The sequence below is a fragment of the Dictyobacter sp. Z7_2 genome (assembly GCF_057551105.1).
In genome coordinates this window covers 2,369,844-2,387,870 of the sequence record NZ_BAAJPE010000001.1, presented here as the reverse complement: position 1 = coordinate 2,387,870, position 18,027 = coordinate 2,369,844, and the positions used below count along the sequence as shown (strand labels likewise).

General features: G+C 49.6%; 17 protein-coding genes. 6 read left to right on the top strand and 11 right to left on the bottom strand.

Annotated features, from left to right (window positions below; translation table 11 throughout):
* Positions 1–135 precede the first annotated feature (135 nt).
* The 8 genes from AC27N8_RS09430 to AC27N8_RS09395 all read right to left on the bottom strand — a co-directional run bounded on the left by AC27N8_RS09430 (position 136) and on the right by AC27N8_RS09395 (position 6,154).
* Positions 136–1,053 (bottom strand): ABC transporter ATP-binding protein, encoded by a 918-nt coding sequence (locus tag AC27N8_RS09430; protein WP_487066289.1) that lies wholly within the window; start codon positions 1,051–1,053, stop codon positions 136–138.
* 30 nt (positions 1,054–1,083) lie between these two features.
* Positions 1,084–1,845, bottom strand: a complete 762-nt coding sequence (locus AC27N8_RS09425) for a hypothetical protein (RefSeq protein WP_487066287.1) — start codon at positions 1,843–1,845, stop codon at positions 1,084–1,086.
* Positions 1,832–2,683: an ABC transporter permease gene (locus tag AC27N8_RS09420; protein WP_487066286.1), complete on the bottom strand. Its 852-nt coding sequence runs from the start codon at positions 2,681–2,683 to the stop codon at positions 1,832–1,834. The genes AC27N8_RS09425 and AC27N8_RS09420 overlap by 14 nt, the downstream gene beginning before the upstream one ends.
* Positions 2,680–3,627 carry an anti-sigma factor family protein gene (locus AC27N8_RS09415; protein WP_487066284.1) on the bottom strand — a complete coding sequence of 316 codons (948 nt, stop codon included), beginning with the start codon at positions 3,625–3,627 and terminating at the stop codon, positions 2,680–2,682. The genes AC27N8_RS09420 and AC27N8_RS09415 overlap by 4 nt, the downstream gene beginning before the upstream one ends.
* A 9-nt stretch (positions 3,628–3,636) precedes the next feature.
* On the bottom strand, positions 3,637–4,245 hold the full coding sequence (locus AC27N8_RS09410) for an RNA polymerase sigma factor (protein ID WP_487066282.1): 609 nt from the start codon (positions 4,243–4,245) through the stop codon (positions 3,637–3,639).
* Positions 4,246–4,630: 385 nt separating this feature from the next.
* Entirely contained in the window at positions 4,631–5,062 is a 432-nt protein-coding gene (locus AC27N8_RS09405; RefSeq protein WP_487067917.1) for an SRPBCC family protein, read from the bottom strand.
* A gap of 87 nt (positions 5,063–5,149) precedes the next feature.
* Entirely contained in the window at positions 5,150–5,596 is a 447-nt protein-coding gene (locus AC27N8_RS09400; RefSeq protein WP_487066280.1) for an SRPBCC family protein, read from the bottom strand.
* Between the two features lie 9 nt (positions 5,597–5,605).
* The gene (locus AC27N8_RS09395; RefSeq protein WP_487066278.1) at positions 5,606–6,154 is read right to left on the bottom strand and encodes a MarR family winged helix-turn-helix transcriptional regulator; all 549 of its coding nucleotides are present in this window, start codon (positions 6,152–6,154) and stop codon (positions 5,606–5,608) included.
* Positions 6,155–6,201: 47 nt separating this feature from the next.
* Here AC27N8_RS09395 and AC27N8_RS09390 point away from each other — a divergent pair, with 47 nt between their 5' ends.
* Positions 6,202–6,375, top strand: coding sequence for a hypothetical protein (locus AC27N8_RS09390; RefSeq protein ID WP_487066276.1), 174 nt, complete (start codon positions 6,202–6,204; stop codon positions 6,373–6,375).
* 59 nt (positions 6,376–6,434) lie between these two features.
* On the opposite strand, the gene cofH is transcribed toward AC27N8_RS09390, so the two are convergent.
* A complete protein-coding gene (gene cofH / locus AC27N8_RS09385) occupies positions 6,435–8,870 on the bottom strand; it encodes a 5-amino-6-(D-ribitylamino)uracil--L-tyrosine 4-hydroxyphenyl transferase CofH (RefSeq protein ID WP_487066274.1) in 2,436 nt (811 codons plus the stop codon).
* Between the two features lie 395 nt (positions 8,871–9,265).
* On the opposite strand from cofH, the gene AC27N8_RS09380 reads away from it, so the two are divergent.
* Together AC27N8_RS09380 and AC27N8_RS09375 are read left to right on the top strand one after the other, a co-directional pair.
* The gene (locus tag AC27N8_RS09380) at positions 9,266–9,703 is read left to right on the top strand and encodes a MarR family winged helix-turn-helix transcriptional regulator (RefSeq protein WP_487066272.1); all 438 of its coding nucleotides are present in this window, start codon (positions 9,266–9,268) and stop codon (positions 9,701–9,703) included.
* A 130-nt stretch (positions 9,704–9,833) separates the two neighbouring features.
* On the top strand, positions 9,834–10,709 hold the full coding sequence (locus AC27N8_RS09375) for an LLM class flavin-dependent oxidoreductase (RefSeq protein WP_487066270.1): 876 nt from the start codon (positions 9,834–9,836) through the stop codon (positions 10,707–10,709).
* 186 nt (positions 10,710–10,895) lie between these two features.
* On the opposite strand, the gene AC27N8_RS09370 is transcribed toward AC27N8_RS09375, so the two are convergent.
* Positions 10,896–11,747, bottom strand: coding sequence for an NAD-dependent epimerase/dehydratase family protein (locus AC27N8_RS09370; protein WP_487066268.1), 852 nt, complete (start codon positions 11,745–11,747; stop codon positions 10,896–10,898).
* Positions 11,748–11,927: 180 nt separating this feature from the next.
* Between AC27N8_RS09370 and AC27N8_RS09365 the strand changes: the two genes are divergently transcribed.
* Positions 11,928–12,749, top strand: a complete 822-nt coding sequence (locus AC27N8_RS09365; RefSeq protein ID WP_487066266.1) for a helix-turn-helix transcriptional regulator — start codon at positions 11,928–11,930, stop codon at positions 12,747–12,749.
* Between the two features lie 210 nt (positions 12,750–12,959).
* Positions 12,960–15,596 carry a DUF2298 domain-containing protein gene (locus AC27N8_RS09360; RefSeq protein WP_487066264.1) on the top strand — a complete coding sequence of 879 codons (2,637 nt, stop codon included), beginning with the start codon at positions 12,960–12,962 and terminating at the stop codon, positions 15,594–15,596.
* 183 nt (positions 15,597–15,779) lie between these two features.
* Here AC27N8_RS09360 and AC27N8_RS09355 read toward each other — a convergent pair whose 3' ends face one another.
* A complete protein-coding gene (locus tag AC27N8_RS09355; protein ID WP_487066262.1) occupies positions 15,780–16,052 on the bottom strand; it encodes a hypothetical protein in 273 nt (90 codons plus the stop codon).
* A 277-nt stretch (positions 16,053–16,329) separates the two neighbouring features.
* Between AC27N8_RS09355 and AC27N8_RS09350 the strand changes: the two genes are divergently transcribed.
* Positions 16,330–17,970: a Vgb family protein gene (locus AC27N8_RS09350; protein ID WP_487066260.1), complete on the top strand. Its 1,641-nt coding sequence runs from the start codon at positions 16,330–16,332 to the stop codon at positions 17,968–17,970.
* The last annotated feature ends 57 nt before the right edge of the window (positions 17,971–18,027 follow it).

Here is an 18,027-nt window from a genome sequence, read left to right as displayed (position 1 = left end):
AGGAGAAAAGGAAACCGAGCATGCAAAAAACCTATGCTAAAACTTTTTCTAACGTTTGTCGAGAGACTGTGTGTTTAGATACACAGTCTCTTTTTTTATCTCACCGCCGAGACAGCGCATGGATACGAAAGTTCTCTATCTGTTGGCCACATAATTTGTGGCTTGAGGTACGCCGTTGCCGGATGCCTGCTGACGCAGCCAGATATAGCCATCTTCCAGTGTTGGAGGGAGAGCCTGAAGGTTAGCAATGTCACCGTGAGGCTGTGGCCCCACGACATGATAAAGCGTTCCATCATGGTGTTGTTGTACAGAGATGACACTTAGTTCGTCCGGGATACTATAGTTCGCAGCGGCCAGGAATTGCCAGACATGACCCGTGGCGGCATTAATCAGATTGCTCGTCAGGCCATTGAAGGCCACATTTCCCTTACTGAGTACAGCTACGCGTTCGCAGGTCTGACTAATATCTTCGACGACATGTGTGGATAGTAGTACGATGCGATCTTTTGAGACTTCATTGAGAAGAGTGCGCAAGCGAATGCGCTCCTCAGGATCTAGACCCGCCGTGGGTTCATCGATGATCAAAACGCGAGGATCTCCTAGCAGGGCCTGGGCAATTCCCAGACGGCGCTTCATACCGCCTGAGTAGGTTTTGATCGCACGGTTAGTTTGTTCTGTCAGATGGACGATATCAAGCAACTCGGCGATCTGTTGCTGCCGCGCAGGGCGATTATAAAGGCGTTTGAGAAGCCCCATATAGTCAAGAAACTCCCGTCCTGTTAGATCAGGATAGAGGCTGACCTCCTGCGGCAGATAACCAAGATGGACGCGGAACTCTTTGCGCTGCTTCTTCTGACTCAGGTCATATGGACCAACCTGAACATGACCACTGGTCGGACGGAGTAGGGTCGCTAAGATACGCAGTAGCGTGGTCTTTCCAGCTCCATTAGGACCAAGAAGACCAAACATGCCACTCTCAATGTACAAGCTCACATTTTGTAACGCCTGATGGGTACCATAATTTTTTGACATATTCTCAATCATAATATTCATGAGCAAATCCTTTTGATGTAAAAGTCACGATTACTGTCTTTGATCTAAGAGAGCTTCTTCATGCTGCATCCACAGATAAACTCCTACGGCGAAAATGAAGGCGATACCGAGTAATACCAGACGGTTTGTCAACCAATCAGGTGCCTGCAACGCCCAATAAGAGTAGGGAATGAAGAAGATGTGCATAGCCGGGGTCGACAATAGTGGCTCGTGCAGGAAAAGCGCGACCATTAAAGGGATGAGAGCAATCACAACTCCCAGAGCAGCATTATGAGTAACCATTGAGCTGAATAAACTCAACATACTCATAAGCAAGACTGGAGCCAGCCAGATCAGCACGAGTATGAGCAGGGACTGATGTGGCATATAACTTACACCATTGCCGAGGCTCCACAGTAGATAGGTAGCTGAACCGAGTAGTAGTAGCACGAACATGAGCACGTAGCGCCAGCACAACACTTGTCCAATGCCCGAGTAAGTTGCTATAGTCAGCTCCAGGAGCGGATCTCCAACGATAAGGGTACTGGCGAGGATACCACCCAGTAATCCAGCACCTGATTCCAGGACAAAAATGCTAAAATGTATGACATCGTCTCTTCTACCTATCCGTAACTCAAACCAGAGCAGAACACATGATCCGAGAAATCCCAGCAGCATCAGCAGGAAGAGCCACCAATTGAGCAGGCGAAAATGATAGTAGATCAGTAATAGCGTGTCGCGCCATGATAAACGCTGTGAAGTTAACGTCTCTGTGTACTGCGGCGCTGTCTTCATCGGCTCAGATACGCGCATTTGATCCTACCTCCTCGCGTTGAAGACGGAATAGCAGACTTCCATACGTCAGGACAACAGCGATAAAGGCGGTCAGTAATAACATCTCGATATTCTGTAGCGCTAATGGCATGGAAGGATCCACACCCAATATCCTTGAACCCTGGCCAGGCAATAAAGCCGGGATCACATAGCCTCCATTCGGGTTAAAGATAGTATCGGCGAGATCTGGAAAAATTGGTGGATGCACGTTTGCATAGAGCCAGATAAGTGCCATCGCGATTTGTACAATACGTACAGGTAGCCAGCTCGCCACAAGCAGGGTTATGCCAAGCAAGGCGGCATATGATGGCAGATAGACCAGCACAAAGCTTTGCAATAAGGCCCACAGCAGAATCATGTGGATACCTTGAATCACGAGAATTAATCCATAGAGGAGCAGGCTGCAAAAAACTGGGATCAGGATGGCCAGATAGTTGCCGATGAATTTCCCCAATAGATATATCCCTATCCCCTGGGAAGTCGTACGTTGGAGCACGACCATGCCCAGGCGTCGATCACGTGCTATACGATCTGCAACGAGCAGCGAGACCACGATACCAAAAGTTAATATAGAGAAAAAGGTAATAACATCAGTAATATTGTAAGCAACGATAGCGCCAGCCTCATCAGGCAAGCTATCACCTTGTACGCCTCTTAAGATGAGCCAGAGACAAAAAAGAAAGATGCAAGCAAAGGCCAGCCAGAAGCCCCAACGTCGCCATTGCATCAAGATTTCGATGCGTATAGTGGCCCAGATCTGCCATATCGCCGCAAAAAAAGGATTTTTGGAAGAAATTGGCTTTGTCGATATCATCATGTGAAATGTTCTCTCTTTCCAAGAACAATAAAGACTACAAGTAGTGTCAGTACGGTGAGTGCGAAGAGGGGAGGCCCCTGATGCCAGAAGTCTTCATATGGTTGTAACCAGGCCATTTTCTGCACCAGAGCAATGTTTCCAGGCAGACGTAAAACCCAAAGTAGAGAGCAGACAAGGATGGCTGTGCTGGTATTCATCACCACGCTTAACAGGAGTGCTAAGGCACTTAAGCAACACAGAGGTGCAAACCAGTTGCTGATAAACCACTCTGGTGTAGCGATATGATGCAATGAGAAAAATGGTAATACCAGACCACAATTGATTAATAGATCATAGCTAAAAACCAGGAAACAACGTATTCCCAGCACCACTTGAGGTGAAGTGGGAGCTGCCAGAGTCATCTCGCGAGCGGGATCAGCCTCCTGACCATAAAGAAAGGCCATACTGAGCGCTGTAAGCAATGCTGCCAGTAATCCAGCATTAGCGGGCGTGTGCCCCCAGAGCGCTTCTCCCCATGCCGGAGGGAGATAGACAACCAGAGCTGCCAGAGGCAATAGCAAGAGAGGCAGCACAAAGAGATCAAGCTTGATCAGGCGGACCTGTATTTTGCAATGCTCTACACAGATGGCGAAAGCAAGCCAGCATGTTCTGAGCTGCGCAGACAACCAGGCCCAGAGATTTGGAGTAGGTACGACTAGCTGATCAAGCTGGCTTTCGATCTGGGCAAAAAGATCGGCGCGTGGCTCTGGCGTTTGGTAGCTGATGTCTCGCATCATCCGACGCATGCTGGTTAAAGCGGCAAGCTCCTCCTGGCAGCGTATACACGTACTCAGGTGAGCCTCAATAACGTGTTGCTCCTCTGGTGAAAGCGTGCCGTTAGCCAACCATTCCAACTGATCATGTGGACAGTTAGCATACACAGAATCATCATCGTATTGTGCCATAAGGAAATACTATGCCTCCCATCCATTTTGTAATAAGGCGGCTTTCAATGCGCGCCGTGCGTAGCTTAAGCGACTCTTAACAGTACCGACAGGAATGGTAACAATCGTCGAGATCTCCAGGTAACCAAAATCCTGGAAAAAAGCCAACTCCAGGATCTCGCGATGCTCTGGCGTTAGTAGTTTCAAGGCTTGCAGCACTTCATCCTGTGTGCATCTGTGCAGAATAGTATCTTCTGGCGTAAGCGCATTATCTAAAAGATCTTGGGCAGCATCGAGACCGACAAATGTAGTGGTTGTTACTCGTCGTAGCGCTTTGAATGCCTGATGATGCGCAATGCCAAAGATCCAGGAGTCTGCCCGAACTTTGCCACTAAAAGTATGTGCCTTCTGCCAGATAATTAACATGACCTCTTGCAGAACATCTTCTGCTAACTCTTTTTGCCCTATCAAGTGAAAAAGATAGCGAAACAGCGGACTCTGGAAACGCATATAGAGTTCTGCAAAAGCTTTACGATCTTTTCTGGCAATACAGGTCAGCAGGAAGTTTTCTGGAAAGTTTTCACTCTTCGGTTGACTGGTCATCTTACTTGTGCTACTCAACCCTTCAATAAGTGTCAACTGATTTTGCCTCCTCTGAAAGTAAGTACCAGCATAGGAGGAAAAGGTTCAAACAAAATACCCACTAAGAAAATTGGTCTAATCGAAAGGGGGTCTCAACATTTTGTCCCGATTTTCTCTCGCTTCCAGCCGAGTGCAAGGGAATAAAAATATGGGGACTCCTGAAGCGTTTTTGTATTCATGTGGCAACCCATATCGCCTGCTCAGAGTATAGAGTGAGACAGGACAGCGGAACAATGGAGAAATCGCTCCTGCCATTAGAGAATTTCACCCTATATGGTCTGTAAATTGGATCGCTCTGCCAGAGAAGAGAGTCAAAGCTTTTCATAGGAATAAAGGAGAAGAATGGCTCGCCGTAGAGGCAGGCCATTCTAATTGCTCTGCACTAAGCCAGGGGAGAAATGCCGGTTTCGATCCAGGCGGCCAGGTTATTGAGATGGCGATTCCAGCCGCCTTCACAGACGTTGTAACATTCAACTCCAGGAACTAAACCAAGATGAGTCATGTCGATGCGGGTCTGCTGGTTTTCTTCTGATATTTCAAAGACAATACGCGTATCTTTCCATTCGGTTGTGTCTTTAAGCCAGTGCAGATAACAATCGGTCACCAGCCACACCCATTTTTTGTTCGGAACAACTTCTACTACTTGATGAGTAACTGTTGTCTTTTCAGTAAACATGGTGAAAACATCGTTGAGGTGTTTGGCACTGCCTTTGATATTAGGAGTCCACCAGGAAGATACGTTGCTAATCTTTTCAAACGCTTCTTCCGCTGGAACTGTGGTGGCGATGCTTTTGTGATAATCCTGCGTAATCATTACTGACAACCTCTTTCCTTTGAAAATGCTTGCTTTTTCCTCTGCAAGGAAGGCTTTTTATGCTCTATCAGCTCGACCTCGCACATACTATCTGGGGCCAGGTGGAGGGCAGATGCCAGTTTCGAGCCAGGCAACCAGATCGACCAGATGAGCGCTCCATCCGCCATTCACGGAGTGATAGTAGTTATCCCAGTCCTCACCTTCGCCGATGCCTGTGTGAATGAGGCGGAGATGCGTACCATCGTTTTGAGCCGTCAATTCAAAGGTGATCGTAGTGGGATGAGGCTCCATAGCCTCCCAGGTATAGCTGAGACGATGGGGCGGCTCATACACAAGGATCTTGCCAACTTCAACTACACTCTCTCCCCACTCAAATCTGATTGCTCCCCCCGGGCGAGCGTCGACCTCAGCTTTTACCAGGAACCAGCGTTCCAGGTCTTCTTTCCTGGTCAGAGCCTGAAAGACGCGTTGGGGACTCGCTTTGATAAAGAGTTCTTTCTCAAGTGTTCGCCCAATCAAATGTGTTTGCTCCATAATACATCGCTATCCTTTCTCATCAGTCGTTTCGGTCAACGAACGCAATTGGTCAAGCCGCTGATCCCAGGAAGATTCTAACTGTTTCCATAAATCATCTCCTTCTGGGAGTGAGGTGATCAATGTGGCAAGCACGCGGCGAAAGGTGGCGATCTCATCAGAGGAATGATATGGTAAAAGTTCCCGGTGGAGCGCGTTTTCCCAGCGTGAAAGTTCTGGAATCAAGGTAGCCTGAGTCTGTCTTCCCGCCTCGGTCAGCCAGACACGCACGATACGTCGATCAGGATCGTTACGCTTGCGTTCGACCAGACTTGCTCTCTCCAATTGATCGACGAGCCAGGTGGTTGAGGTAGCATCAAGCTGAGCACGCAGCCCGAGATCACGTAGAGGCAACCCATCCTCGAGCCAGAGCTGGCGTAGGAGAAACAGTTGCGAGGGCGTGAGAGAAGAGCCAGCCAACGCCTGAGTGTAAAATTTTGCGAGTTTGCGTGCCGCTGCTCCCAGCGCAAAGCCCAATGGCTCTTCGGGGTTTTTCCCCTCCTGGTGATCGATTTCCATCGCCTAAATCCTCCTAATACATATTATTCTAATTAGAAAGATCTTCTTTGTCAAGTCTGTCAGGTGTGCTCATTTTTTTGCCCTGGGAGACCAGCAGAAAGATGTTGAGCGATGCCCCGTACGAGTCACAGGAACATCGCACACAAGCGTTCGACGCTACGGTGTCCTCGCTTCGCTCGACACTGGTCATGGGAACGCTACATCCAATAGCACTCCCATGACAAAAACAGGAGCATGAAGAGAACATCGAGTATACTCTTCATGCTCCGACAGCGCTATCTTAGCGAGTTCGGGCGTAGTGCTTGCTGGGAGTCAGTACGATTGGCTGGAGTTCCTGGGCGGCGAACGATGTTTGACGTCGCTCATCGCTCACTGGTCGGTACAGCGTGGTGCGCTGCGCTGGGGTGCGGCCGATCTCGTTGATCAGGGCTTCCATCTGCTCAGGAGGCAGTTCCTGGCCCATCTCGCCGCCAGCGGCTCGTGTAATACTCTCATTCATCAGAGTCCCGCCCATATCGTTACAGCCGGCCTGTAGACAAGTCTGTACGCCATCTTTGCCCATCTTGACCCATGAGACCTGGATGCTTTTGATGGCGGGATAGAGCACTAAGCGGGCCACGGCGTGCATGAGGACCGCTTCGCGGAAGGTTGGTCCCTGGCGAGCCTTGCCTTTCCAGTAAACGGGCGCTTCCATGTGCACAAAGGGTAGCGGTACAAATTCGGTAAAGCCTCCGGTACGCTCCTGGAGCGCTTTGATACGCATCAGGTGACGCGCCCAGTGCTTGGGCTGCTCCATGTGCCCATACATGATAGTGGCAGTAGTGCGGAAGCCAATTTTATGCGCTTCTTCCATCACATGCAACCATTCATCGGTCTTCAGCTTATCGGGACACAGAGTCGCACGCACCTCATCATCCAGAATCTCGGCAGCGGTGCCGGGAAGCGTGTTGAGTCCCGCCTCTTTGAGACGTACAAGAAACTCGTGGACGCTGATGTGAAGCGTTTGCGCTCCCTGCCAGACTTCGAGTGGCGAGAAGGCGTGGATATGCATGTCGGGTAGGACCGCTTTGATCGCTCGGCACATCTTCAGGTAGGTGTCACCCGTGTACTCTGGATGAATGCCTCCCTGCATACAGACTTCTGTTGCTCCGCGATCCCAGGCCTCCTGAGCTCGGCGCACGACTTCATCCTGAGCGAGATCGTAAGGGGCTCCGCGCAGGTTCTCGCTGAGCTTTCCTTTGGAGAAGGCACAGAATTGACAACGGAAGTAGCAAATGTTGGTGTAGTTGATGTTGCGGTTGACCACATAGGTGACGGTATCACCATTGAGGCTCTTGCGCAAATCATCAGCCGCTCGGCAGACGGCGACAAACTCATCGCCGCGCACCTGAAAGAGTCGCACGATCTCGGCCTCGGTCAGAGGCTCAGCGCGCAGGCATTTCGCCAACAGTTCTTTCACTTCGGCGGTAACATTTGCATCCTTGAACGCAGGATCGTGGATCACCTGGGCACTATAATCGGAAGGAATGGCAACCTGCTCGCCAGGAGACCAGGTATCAACGCGAGCCAATCCATCGGTGTCACTCATCTTGATCACCGCAGGAGCCATCTGCTTATCCTGCCAGAGAGCGCTATCCTGCACATAGCTCGGATAGACAGCCAGGCGCTCGACGAGAATCTTACCTGTCAGCCGTGTCTGCTCTTCCAGTTCCTGGAGGTGCGGCCAGCGTGCCTCGGGATTGACATGATCAGGCGTGACTGGCGAGACGCCACCCCAATCGTTCAGGCCGGCTGCCACCAGATGCCGATAGCCGTCAGGACTGAGATTAGGCGGGGCCTGGATGTTCATGGCCGACCCGAAGATAATACGTGCAATCGCCAGTGTCCAGAGCAGATCATCGAAATCTGGTTCGGGAGCATCAGCCATTTTTGTATCTGGCTTGGCGCGGAAATTCTGAATGATAATCTCTTGAATATGACCGTAGCGCTGATGCAGGTCACGCAACGCCAGTAGCGATTCAATGCGCTCCAGTCGGTTCTCTCCAATACCAATCAGAATACCCGAAGTAAATGGGACATGCAACTCTCCAGCCAGGCGGATCGTCTCCAAGCGCACAGAGGGACGCTTATCCGGCGAGCCATAATGAGGTCCACCACGCTCACTGAGACGCTCTGATACCGTCTCAAGCATAATCCCCTGCGAGACCGAGACCGGACGCAACAAAGCCAGGTCCTCAGCAGTCAACACGCCGGGATTCATATGCGGCAACAGACCTGTCTCGCGCCAGACCAGCTCGGCCATCGCCGCCAGATAGGCAATCGTGGATGGATATCCTAAAGCCTCAAGCTCCTGACGAGCCGCTTTATAACGCAGCTCTGGCTTGTCACCTAACGTGAAGAGCGCTTCCTTACAGCCAGCTTCAGCACCGGCACGCGCAACCTCAAGAATCTCCTCACTCGTCATATACACACGCTCCCCGCGCCGCGGAGGCTGCGCAAAAGTGCAGTAATGACAAACATCCCGACACAGCTTGGTGAGCGGGATGAATACTTTACGCGAATAAGAGATCCGATTAAGATGAGCCTGATCACGCAATTGCGTGGCTGTCTCTAACAAAAGGGGAAGATCGGAGAAGGTATGCAAGCCACGAGCTTCTTCATCTGAAGGGAGCTCTCCGTGGAGCACGTGAGAAAAAATATCGTTCTGGGCTATCATCTTCAAAATAGTACCCTTTCAAATCGACATCGGACAAGGATAGTCACCTGAAAGAAACAATGGTAGCGATATAAATGAACACAAGTATACGTAAACGCTGTGAAATACAATAATCACTACAATTGACATTACAAGGATAACCATCAGATGCAACATATTTAAGTGTAGTAGCAAAAAAAACTTTTGTCAACGTCACTCAAAACAACAATTTTTGATGGCATTCTATTTCCTGTCTATGGGGATTTACGGTACAATTCTGCATAAACGCTCCTCAATTGTCATAGACCGACTCCGAAACGCAAAGAGAAGAGAAAAGCCGAGTTGACAGCATCAAGAAGATATGGTTTAATCTCTTTAGCTGGTTAATGAAAAACATTGGAGGATGAAGGATGAGGATGAAGACGGAATCGTTTCTACAGATGTTTGCGTATCTTGCCAGGCAAGCCAAGGAGGCTTGTGAGCAACAGCTTCAACGCTATGGCGTTCACGCTGGTCAGCATCACCTCCTCGAATTGCTCTGGGAGACACCCGAGGGCCTTACGGTGGGAGAAATAGCCGAACGGCTTGCGGTTGAAGCCCCTTCGATCACCCGAACCGTTCAACGGATGGGCCGCCAGGGATTGGTGGAGAAACATTCCCATCCCACTGACGCTCGATTGGTCATTGTGAAAGTGACGACGGAAGGAAAGGCGCTTCAGCCGGTCATCCCGCAGGTCATAATGCACGTCGAGGAGCAGATGCTGGCAGGTCTCTCTGAGGTCGAACGGGCCTTTTTGATGCGTCTGCTCAAACAGATGATTCAGAATCTTGAGGATATCCCTTCGGAACCTTGACGTGCGAAAGCAAAGCACCTTGAGCTCGATCTGTTTTGCCCATTTCATTAACCGGTTAATTTTTTGAGATCTGCCTGACTGCTTCCCCTAGAAACGATCAGGCACTTGGAAGAAGAGAAAGAGAGCACTGATGAGCACCCAGGTACACTTTGGTATTCATACTCCCCAACAGCATATTAGCTATCAACGACTCCTTGAGATCTGGTTAGAGGCTGACCGTGAGCCTTTGATTGACCATATGTGGCTCTTCGACCACTTTATGCCTTTACGTGAGCCTACAGATGGTCCCTGTTTTGAAAGCTGGACCTTGCTCGCAGCACTTGCCGCAGAGACAGAGCGCGTGCGTCTGGGACATCTAGTAACAGGCGTTACGTATCGTCATCCTGCTATCCTGGCCAGAGAAGCCGTCACGGTGGACCATATCTCAGGAGGGCGGCTCAACTTTGGCATTGGAGCCACGGCGCAAGAACATCAGGGCTATGGCCTGGCTTTTCCTGGCGCAGCCGAACGGGTGAAACGGCTCGATGAAGCCTGCCAGGTCATCCAGCAGCTTTGGACGGAAACGAACCCGACCTTTGATGGTCACTATTATCAATTACACCAGGCCCATAGCGAACCGAAGCCCCAGCAAAAGCCGTTTCCCCCAATCATTATTGCCGCAGCAGGCGACCAGATGCTTAGGGTCGTTGCCAAACACGCGAATGTGTGGAGCGCCATGTCTCCAACCATCGAGGATTTTCGCGAGAAAAGCGCTCGTCTGACGCAGTACTGTGAAGCTATCGGGCGTGACCCCAGCACACTTGAACGCTTAGGCGCCTTTCGACTCAATCCAGCTGATACGGATTTTCGTCAAGCACGTGAGACGGCACAGATCTGGATCGATGCCGGGGTAACCCATCTTGTCTTGAGTATCGTTGAACTCTACCAGCAGGAAGAAGTCATCCCACGTCTGGTTAATGAAATCATCAAACCACTCAAGCAGAGCAATGAACAGAAATCAGCTTGAAACGGTTTTGATCTCCTCACTCTCCTCTGGATCAACTTCATTGTGCTTCTCCTGGAAGGTCCAGGAATGCTTCCGGCGGCTTTTGCTGAGAAAGTCGTCCGGAAGCGAGTTTGTCAAAGACGAGCCGCCGTGGCCCAGGAGCGTTCTCCAAAAGCAGAAGGCCCAAAGAGGATCCCAGCAGCAGCATTAAAGTGCACCTGCATCTCTTGCCGCGTAATATGAAGGATAGATGGGACGGAAGCCCAGTTCGTCGCGAATACGGAGGGTATCGACGATCCCTCCCCATGGATCATTAAAGGGGACATTTGCATTACTTGCACCTTCTGGCAGATCATTCAAGCGTCGCAACTCGATGAGACTCATGGGCGCATCATCGGCAACATTGTAGATCTGACCATCGATACCAGCGATCGTAATAGCGCGCAGCAATGCCTGCGCGACATCGGCATGATGCACCATATGCAGCCGTCTTGCTGGATGCCACTGCATTTCGCCAAGCATCGGCAGGGCATCGTGCACATGAGTATCGCCTTCTCCATAGACAAAACTCAGGCGCAGGATACGCACTCCTAAACCTTGTGTGTGATACATTTCCAGCAGAGCCTGTTCAGCCGCGATCTTGCTTTGCGGATAGGTGGCTGTTCCCCGCAGGGGATCATCTTCGCGAGCAGGCCGACTATGATCTGGACCATAGACATTGCTCGTGCTGGTAAAAACAAAGCGCTCAACCCCTGCGGAGAGGGAGGCGTTCGCCAGAGCGAGAGCGCCATCCTCATTAGTCGTCCTGATGCGCTCCTGGTCGGCTCCCCGGAAAAAGGCTGCCAGATGCACAACGGTCTGGACTCCTGCAACAGCCGCAGCGAGGCTCTCTGGCTGGCTCAGATCTCCCACTATTACCTCAGCCCCCAATCTTTGAAAAGCCTCAGCCTGATCCGCTCGGCGCACGAGAAGACGCACGTTATTTTCACGTTGCAACAGACGGGGCACGAAGTGACTGCCAACTTTACCAGTTGCACCTGTGACAAGAATAGTTTTCATGATCATTTGACTCCTTGTAAATGAACGCTTTTTTCTATTATCAAAAGAGAGGTATTGCCAGATCTCTTCGCGCCTCTCGCTTGACCTGGACTCCACAGACTTAGTATGCTTGAAAGACATTCAGATAACCAACCTCTCGTGATCGTACGATTGTGAGTGGTAGGATAAAGAGGGAAACAGATGGAAGAAATAAAACAACGACAAGCACTCGCAGCCTTTTTGCGCACGCGCCGTGCCCGACTCTCCCATGCAGAGGTAGGATTACCAGCACGCAGCAGGCATCGAACGCCCGGGTTGAGACGCGAAGACGTGGCGGAATTGGCGAATATCGGAGTTTCGTGGTACACCTCGCTGGAGCAGGGAAAGGATGTTCATCCCTCAATGCCAGTCCTGGAAAGTATTGCACAGGCGCTCAGGCTCACCCATGTGGAGGAAAAGTATCTGTTCCTGCTGGCAGGTTATACGTTGCCCATGAAAGTGCCACCAGAGGAAGAAGAGGTCCCTCCAGAACTACAGCGCGTAGTGGAGGTGCTAACTCCGCATCCAGCCTTTATCATGGGGCGGCGCTGGGATGTTCTTTTCAGGAACCGGGCGGCTGACCTGGTCTTTTGCTTTGATGAGCCCTTTCCACCGTACTCACTCAATATGGTCTGGCGCTATTTTCAGATGCAAAAACACCCGCTCAATCTTGACTGGGAGGTACAGGCGCGCAACCTGGTAGCCCAATTTCGTGCCGATTATGCTCGCTATCCAGATGATGCCTCTTTTGAGGAGTTACTCCATGATTTACAGCACATGAGCCCATTATTTCGAGAATGGTGGGAGCAACATGATATACAAGGTTTGCCCAATGGGCCACGACTCATCATGCATCCAGTGCTCGGTCTCCTGGAATTCGACCATGTGCAGGCCATCTTTTCTGCCAGTCTCCGTATAAAAATCTATGCCGCTTCCCCTTCGACCATCTCGAAGTTAGAAAAGGCATTGTCTGCTTCCTACTGATGAGGGGATCGTAAGCAGAGCCTGTCTCCTGGGAAACAACCATAGCAATGAGAGTTCAAGGCCCACATGAGAGCGTCGAAATACGCTCATAAGGTGGACGTATATGATACAGTTTATCCAGCAGAGAGCAATGATCGTTCTGTATGGTACGTTACATAAATAGAAGGCTTTCGAGTCAATTAGACACTTTTTTTGTAGAGATGGGTGTATATGTTTGAGTTATTTCAAATGTGGGTGCTGGTTGAAGTCCTGGGGATTGTCTTCCTACCTCTCACGGTGACTGTTTTCCGCAATGTGCCAGATCGCGGATGGGCCTGGAGCAAGGCTCTGGCTCTACTGGTGACCTCGTTTTGCGTCTGGTTCCCTCTGATGGTTTTCCACGCTCTGTTCTTCAATTGGATCTTTGTCTTCGGCGTGGTAATTGTGCTCCTGGCTCTCAATGTGATCGGATTCTTCCGTACACGTCAGACACTCTGGCAGCTTGTACGCTCGAACGGATGGTATGTGTTTGCGGCTGAGGCCGTTTTCTTTTTGATGGTGTTACTTTTAGGTATACTACGCTCATATGGGCCAGAGATCGTTTCCTATGAGCGCTTTATGGATGAGGGGTTCCTGGCTTCGATCATGCGAAGTCAACACTTTCCTCCCACGGATATGTGGTACGCTGGCTACTCCATCAATTATTATTACTACGCTCACTATATCATCGCCATGCTGGCCAAGTTGTTGGGACAGATTCCATCTGTAGCCTTCAACACCGGTATCAGCATGTTGTATGGCCTGGCCGCTGTGAGCCTCTTTGGGATCACCAGCAATATTATTTCATGGTCGCATCGCTACCGGGCACAGAAACGAGCGACTATCTCAGACATTGAAAATCAAAGAGAGCCGATCATCTCGGATACAGAGGTATTGGAAGCACCAGCACCAGAAGAGCAGGAAGTGGTGGTGGTCGATGAGCTAGAACAACCAGAGCTAATCGCTGCTGCCACGAGCGTTGAGATACCTATCTATGCCGAAAAAAATGCCCTACGACATGGTATCCCTTTCGCAGTGTTTACAATCGTGATGGCTCTGATCCTTGGCAACATGGATTCTGCGGTGACATGGTATCAACAACATGGAGCGGTGCAGGACTACTGGTGGTTCAATGTGACAAGGATTATTCCACATACCATCAACGAGTTTCCCGCTTTTAGCTTTCTACTCTCAGATTTTCATGCACATGTCTTGTCTCTTCCCTTTACCTTGCTGGCAATTGGCTTCGCGCTCAATTTTCTGCTCAGTCCGGACGGCAAAGGTATCTTTCTCTTTGGACGCGGATGGCGTCTCGGGCTGACACTGGGAACTGCTGCTCTCTCGATGGGTGGGTTGTTCGTAATGAATGGCTGGGATCTACCAACCTATTTCGGCCTGGTCATCGTATCAATAGGCATCCAACAATGGTTTGCCCATGAGAAGTACTTGAGCTTCCAATGGATCGCGAACGTTTTGATCGCTGTCATTCCTCTTGGAGTGCTGGCCGCTCTGGCATATGCACCATTTCTGTTGTTTTTTATATCACCATCCCAGGGCATTGGTATTGTCTCGCTGAATAGTCGTTCCTCAGTTGGAGATGAGATACTTATCTACGCGATATTTATCTTTCTGTTTGTCTCGCTTCTTTTCAGTAACATCCTACGGCATCTGCTGGCTCCTGCCAGCGAGACAAAAATTGCAGCTATTAGCATTGAAGAGGCTGAAACAGAGGATGCTTCAGCGAATGAAGATGCGACAGAGGAAGCAGAACAGCAAGCGCCAGTTGAGCCGATTAAGCCATCTACCATACCAGAACAAGATAGCTACCTCTCCTGGTCGTTCATTGGCATCCTGACCGGACTCGGTTTCGTCTTACTGGGTCTGATCTGCCAGTTTATCAGTCCTAATAATGCCACCTTATTCATCGCATTTGGTATTACAGTTACGGCATTAGTTATCGTCCTTCAGCACATCAATGACCGTGCACATGCCTTTACACTCTTTCTCGGAGCACTGGCCTTCGCACTCATTCTCGGCTGCGAGATCTTTTACTTGCGCGATGTCTTTGAAGGCAGCGATCCTCGTATGAATACTGTCTTTAAGTTTTACTTCCAGGCCTGGACTCTGCTCTCCATCGCATGCAGCGCCGGACTCTACTTTCTCATCGAAAACGTCCAGATCAGTAAATTCTTAGTGGCTCCTCTCGGAGGTATTCGCCGCGTATTTACGGCCGGAAAAGTCGTCTGGATCATCTGTCTGGCGTTTCTCCTCCTGGCAGGATGTATCTATCCAATCTTTGCGCCGTACAATCGTTTTAAAACCTTCGATCCCGCCACCAACCAGGTAGGTATGGTACGTACCAATAGCCTGGATGGCATGACGTATCTCAAGACAGTGGATATTCTAGCCAGCGATTACGATGCGATTCAATGGTTGAACACAAACGTCAGTGGAACACCAGTTATTGTCGAAGCAGTCAACTCTCAAGGAGGCGACTACACCAATTACTCCCGCATCTCAGCCTTTACCGGTCTACCCACAATTATGGGCTGGGTGGGACATGAATATCAGTGGCGCGTGACGTGGCTCAATAAGAGTTTGATGAACACTGCGGATTTTAATAGCCGTTCCAGTGACATTAATGCAATTTATTCTGATCCCGATAATCAACGCGTCGAGTCCCTGCTCGCCAAGTATCACGTTGAATATCTCTATGTGGGTCAGATAGAACATAGTACGTATCCGAATGCCAATCTCACACGCTTCTCCAGTTTCATGCAAGTAGCCTACAGCGCTAACGGAGTTACCATCTATAAAGTCAAACCATAAGTGTTATTCACGATCAGGCAAGCAAAAGGACTTGTACTTCTACTTGCTGTCGCTTTTGATATCATATCCAAGTCCCGTGCTAAATCGGCTTGACAAACGGATTGTGTTGAACGTTAAACGGGAGCGCAGAATACGCATCTACACTCCCGTTTAACGCAAAAACTATATGAAACGCATAGTTACTTATTCGGTACCTACATCCATATCCATGACCTGAATGCCCTCACGTCGCAGATCAAGCAGAGTATCGATAACCCCCTTCGCACTTTCAATTGCCTCCTGAGGCGATTGCGAATATTCATATGAAGGATCAGTCTTAATCACACGCCCATTCCAACGAAAGATTCCGTCAAATTCAGTCTCCGAAATCTCTTCCACCCAGATCAGGATTCCTTTATAGCGTGTCGTCATCACTTCTCTGTACACCATCGCTAACTCGGTATGCACTTGCTCCAAACAATCTCTCTCGTCAGGATACAACACATTTAGTATATATACTATATCCAGACAGGAATTTCATCCTATAGAATGACGTTATAGCCCCTCTCTCCATCAAAAAAAATCCCTCATCTGCCATCTTTCTCAGGCCATTATGGAGCATAACTACTACGTATTATAATTACATATAGGGCTACAATTTAATATATAGCATAATACATGCTCTATACATCTTATCTTATTGCCAATCATATTTTACGTATTCTGAGTTTATCTCAGGGAAGATGAGGCACGTGTGAGGCATCAATTCAGTCATCGGGATAACCTACAACACCTATTCCAGCAGCAGAAAGGGGTACCTGTTCTGCTGACATTTCTCTGCATCATCTGTGCAGCTCTGACAGGATCTCCAACAACGATTCAGGCACAAATGAGGATCTCCAATCATATTGCAAGCCAGGCAAACAGCAAAGATGTCTACATAGAAGGACAGACAACGCATACAAGCAAAAATATCACGTTGATCCATAAACAGACGACTCATGTCGATGGACAGAACATGCAAGGAGATACGCAAACATCGCACACGCATCTCCACTCTAAATTTGTGGTCCCGACATGTATGATCGCCACAGTTACTGAGATACATATGCCACTCGGCATCGCCCTGCCCATTGATATCACGCGGGGAACAGACAGTAATTATTGGGTCAGCGATCTGCAAGGCAATGCCATTGATAAAGTCAGCAATACAGGAGCAATTGTATCCTATGCGCTACCAACCGATAATGCCGAGGTGGAGGGTATCACTACCAGCCCTGATGGAACAATCTGGTTCGCCGAAAACAATAGTATCGGGCAGATTACTGCTGATGGGACCATCACTGAATTTCCATTACCGCGTCACAATACATCATCGCTCGGCATCACTGCTGGTCCCGATGGAGCAATCTGGTTCACAGAAGATAACTTGAATAGAATTGGACGTATCACGGCAAAGGGCAACGTGACTGAGTATACCCTGCCCAAACCGAACAGCGATCCAACTGATATCACGCTGGGGCTCGATGGTGCCCTGTGGTTTGTGGAACCAGCAAGCGATAGCATCGGTCGTCTCAGCACGGCTGGTATCCTGACAGAATTTCCATTACCCACCAAAAATGCTTATCCATTTAGTATCACTTCAGGTCCAAATAATGCTCTCTGGTTCACAGAACGCAACAAGAATACCATTGGTAGTCTCACTCCCGATGGGCACTTCAAAGAATTCATCGTGCCCACAGCCAAAAGCAGGCTTAGCCGCATTGGCAATGCCGGAGATGGAACACTGGCCTTTAGCGAGGAGAGAGCCAATCAGATTGGTCGTATCAATGCCGACGGTATCATTACTGAATTTCCGCTTCCTACATCTGATACTCAGCCATTCAGCATTACAAATGGGGGACAAGGGAAGATCTGGTTCACAGAGACAAATACAGAACAGATTGGTAGCCTCATCTTTCCAGCTGTCTCGACCACGCAAGCAGATATGTCTATCCAACAACGACATACCGGCACAAATCCCTTGCAGATAGGAAAACATGTAGCAATCACGATCGTTATCAGCAACGCGGCAGCCAGCGCAACGGTCTCGCCACAAAAAGCGCTGGCTCTTGATGAGATTATTCCAGCCGGGCTGAGCAATATACACGTCACAGCAGACCCCAACTGGCAGATTGTCCTGTCACAAACGGTCAGTCCCGCGCTACTACACGGAACTTATACAGGAGACAATCCAATTGAGCCGGGAAGTAGTATCCCATCGGTAACCATCGGAGGAACAATTAGTGCCTCGGCCATCCCCGCCCTGGTCACCACAGGAATAATCACAATCCCCAACGACAGCAATATCTATAACAACATCGCCACAGATACTGTGATAGTTGCCACCTCTTAAGTTGAAGCGATACGACATCAGGGAGTTGAAAATGATGCATAGTTTTCAACTCCCATC